Below are 2,908 nucleotides of genomic sequence, written 5' to 3'. Positions count from 1 at the left end.
GGGCGCGGGGCCGGCCGCGCCGCCGCGGCGGCGGTGTCGGCGGCCGGCGGGCGGGCCAGCAGGGTGTCGACGTGCTCGCGGGCGGCCCTGGCGAGCCGGTCGTCGTAGCGGGCGGTGTAGCGGATCGTCATGATCACGTCGGAGACGGTCGAGGTGTCGAAGCTGTTGGAGTCCTTCGGCAGCCGCAGGGTCCAGCGGCTGATCAGCCCGGCGTTCTCGAACGGCAGCAGGCGGTCGTCGTTCTGGCCGCCGTCGAACAGGCCCTGGTCGTTCTGCCCGTGGCTGGTGACGATGGAGCCGCCGGCCCGGCCGCTGGGCTCGAAGCGGTTGTCGTCGTCGCCGGTGGGGGCGTAGGCGTCGCCGTTCGCGCCGGACGCCGGGTCGGCGGAGCGCCGGATCCGGTCGGCGTCGAGGGTGAGCCGGGCGTTGACCGACGTGTAGGGGCCGGTGATGCACGGGATCGTCAGCGCGACGGTCCTGATCCGGCGCTGGTAGTGCCCGGGGAAGTCGAGGTCGAACAGCCATTCCGGCAGGACGAAGGTGGCGGTGCCGTGGGTGACGAGGTCGGCCAGCGCCGCCGGGTCGAGCAGCCGCAGCGACACCGGCCTGGTGACCTCGTGCAGGCGGTCGTCGTGGTCGAGGCAGGCGGCGTCCATCGTCCTCAGGTCGGCGACGAGCCGGTCGGCGGCGAGCAGGCCCTTGCGTTCGCTGTCCCACACGCCGGCTCTGACGAACGTCCGGTCGTAGCGGTAGAGCTCCTGCTGCCAGGCGCGTTCGGCCTGCCGGGCGAGCCGGAACGCCAGGTTGTACAGCTCCCGGTACATCGCGGTCAGTTCGCGGGCCTGCCAGGAGAACAGGTCGGCGCTGGTGAACTTCGAGGTCATCAGGTCGAGGACGGCGCGGCTTTCAGTCAGCTGCTCGACGCTGTTGTCGTGTTCCCGCTGCGCGGCGGCCTTGCGGACGGCGGCGGCCCCGGCGAGCGTGAACAGGTGGTCCATGTCGGCCGCGGCCAGGTCGCGCTGGAACTCCCAGTCCTGCCGGCGCCATTCGTGATCGGCCCGCAGGCCGGCTTTCGTCCCCTCGGAGTGGTCGATCGACGCCTTGATCTGCGCCAGGACCGCGGCGGTGTTGACGACGGCGGCCAGCTGCTGGCCGCCGTGCTCGGCGCCGAAGATCCACGGGCCGAACTTGGCCTGCGGGATGGCGTTCAGCAGCGATGTCGTGGCCTGGATCGACGTGGAGACGATGTTCCAGTCGGTCGCGCTTGTGATCTTGTCGAGCTGTTTCTGGTTGTCGCTGGCCGGGCCCTGGTCCCGCTCCCATTCCACCAGCAGCGCGAGGTAGTGCCGGTGGCGGAGGCCGGCCGCGTGATGGGCCGCGGCCGCGGCGTCCTCGTCGAGCTGCGCGGCCTTCAGATGCTGGTCACGTATCGCGGTCATACGCTCGAGGAGCTGGGTCTCGTGGGTCGCCCGCAGGACGGCGAGCTGTTCGGCGTCGCGTTTCTCCAGCGCGGTGAGCAGGGCCTGGCCGAGCTGGCGGGCTTCCTGGGCCAGGTCGAGGGCGCGGGCGAGCAGGGTGTGGAACCGGTGCCGCGGCGGCGGCGCGGACAGTTCCGCGAGCGCCTCGTCCAGGGACATGCCGGCGGCGAGCAGCCGGGCGATCCGGGCCGGGTCGAGCTGGCGTCCCCACAGGTCGGTGACCCGCGGGTTGCCCTGTAGGTCGAGGCTGTTGCGCAGCTTGTGCAGCCGGTCGTCGACGATGTCCCAGTAGCCGGCGAGCCGGTCGTTGCGGGGGACACAGAAGTAGGGCACGGTCGCCAGGGAGAGGACCGTCGCCGGGACCGGCGGGCCGGCCTCCCGGACGCCGTCGGGCACGGTGACGAGGTGTTCGGCGGCGACGAGGGCGTTGGAGAAGCCGCCGAACGTCGCGCCGAGAGTGCGGTAGGTGTGCGCGGGGGGCGCGTCGTGCGGTGGCAGCTGCGGCTGGGCCGGGCCGAGCATGTCCTGGGCGTAGGCGTAGTAGCCGTAGGCGAGGTTCAGTTCCTCGCTGGTGCCCGCGGCGAAGTGGCGGTCGCCGGCGTCGAGGAGAAGGTCGAGGTAGTCCATGAACACGGCCTTCTGGTAGGCGACGGTCCGCAGCGACGCCACCGCGTGCGGGTCGAAGGGATGCTCCCGCCAGCGGGCGACCTGGAGCTGGAAGGCGGGGTCGGCGGTGTTCGCCAGCAGCGACTCGATCCGCTGCTGGCGGTAGTCGGCGCGGGCGCGTTCGTAGAAGGGCCGGGTCTGCCACCGCGAGCGGACCGGGTCCGGGGCGTCCCCGGGCACCATAGCCGCGCAGGACGGGTCGAAGATCGTCCGTAGCCAGCGCAGCCCCGCGTCGAACTGGCCGTTGGACCGCAGCCGCGCCGCCACCAGACGAACGGCGTGGAAGAACAGGTCCCAGTTGTACGAGCTGTAGGCGCCGGCGGGGGAGAAGTCGAGGTCCTCGGCCGGATGCGGCTGTCGCACGTACAGCGGTGACGGGTTGTAGGCCGTCCTGAAGTCGAACCGCCGCCCGGTGTCCGGCCACGGCTGGAAGTTCCAGGGGGCCACCTGGAGGCTGCGGGCCAGCATCCCCTCGACGCCGCCGACCGCCAGCGCCTGGATCAGCGTGGGCAGGAAGGGGTGGTAGAAGGCACCGACGGTGACCGACGGCAGCGACAGCTTGCCGATGGTGCCGAACACCCCGCTCGTGACGATGTCGGAGACGGCGAACCGTGACGCCAGGCTCATGGCCGAGCCCGGCCCCGGGGCCGACATGACGCTGGACGCCTGAGGAACAACGGTCGGTGGCAGGACGAGCGGTTGCAGTCCTGTCGGCGTGGCGGTAAGCATCCGGTTCGTCACCGTAACCGTCACTGTCGGGCCTG

Annotated in this window: 1 protein-coding gene; it reads right to left on the bottom strand. The window is 71.7% G+C overall.

The window, feature by feature from the left end:
- Positions 1–2,771: Tc toxin subunit A-related protein (locus NBW84_RS21775; RefSeq protein WP_250286937.1), on the bottom strand; the 2,771-nt coding region annotated here is incomplete at its 3' end.
- Positions 2,772–2,908: the final 137 nt, after the last annotated feature.

The organism is Protofrankia sp. CiP1_Cm_nod2 (assembly GCF_920664355.1).
Taxonomy (GTDB): Bacteria; Actinomycetota; Actinomycetes; order Frankiales; family Frankiaceae; genus Protofrankia.
Note: the sequence above shows the minus strand (reverse complement) of the source record. Positions and strands in the feature narration are given on the sequence as shown.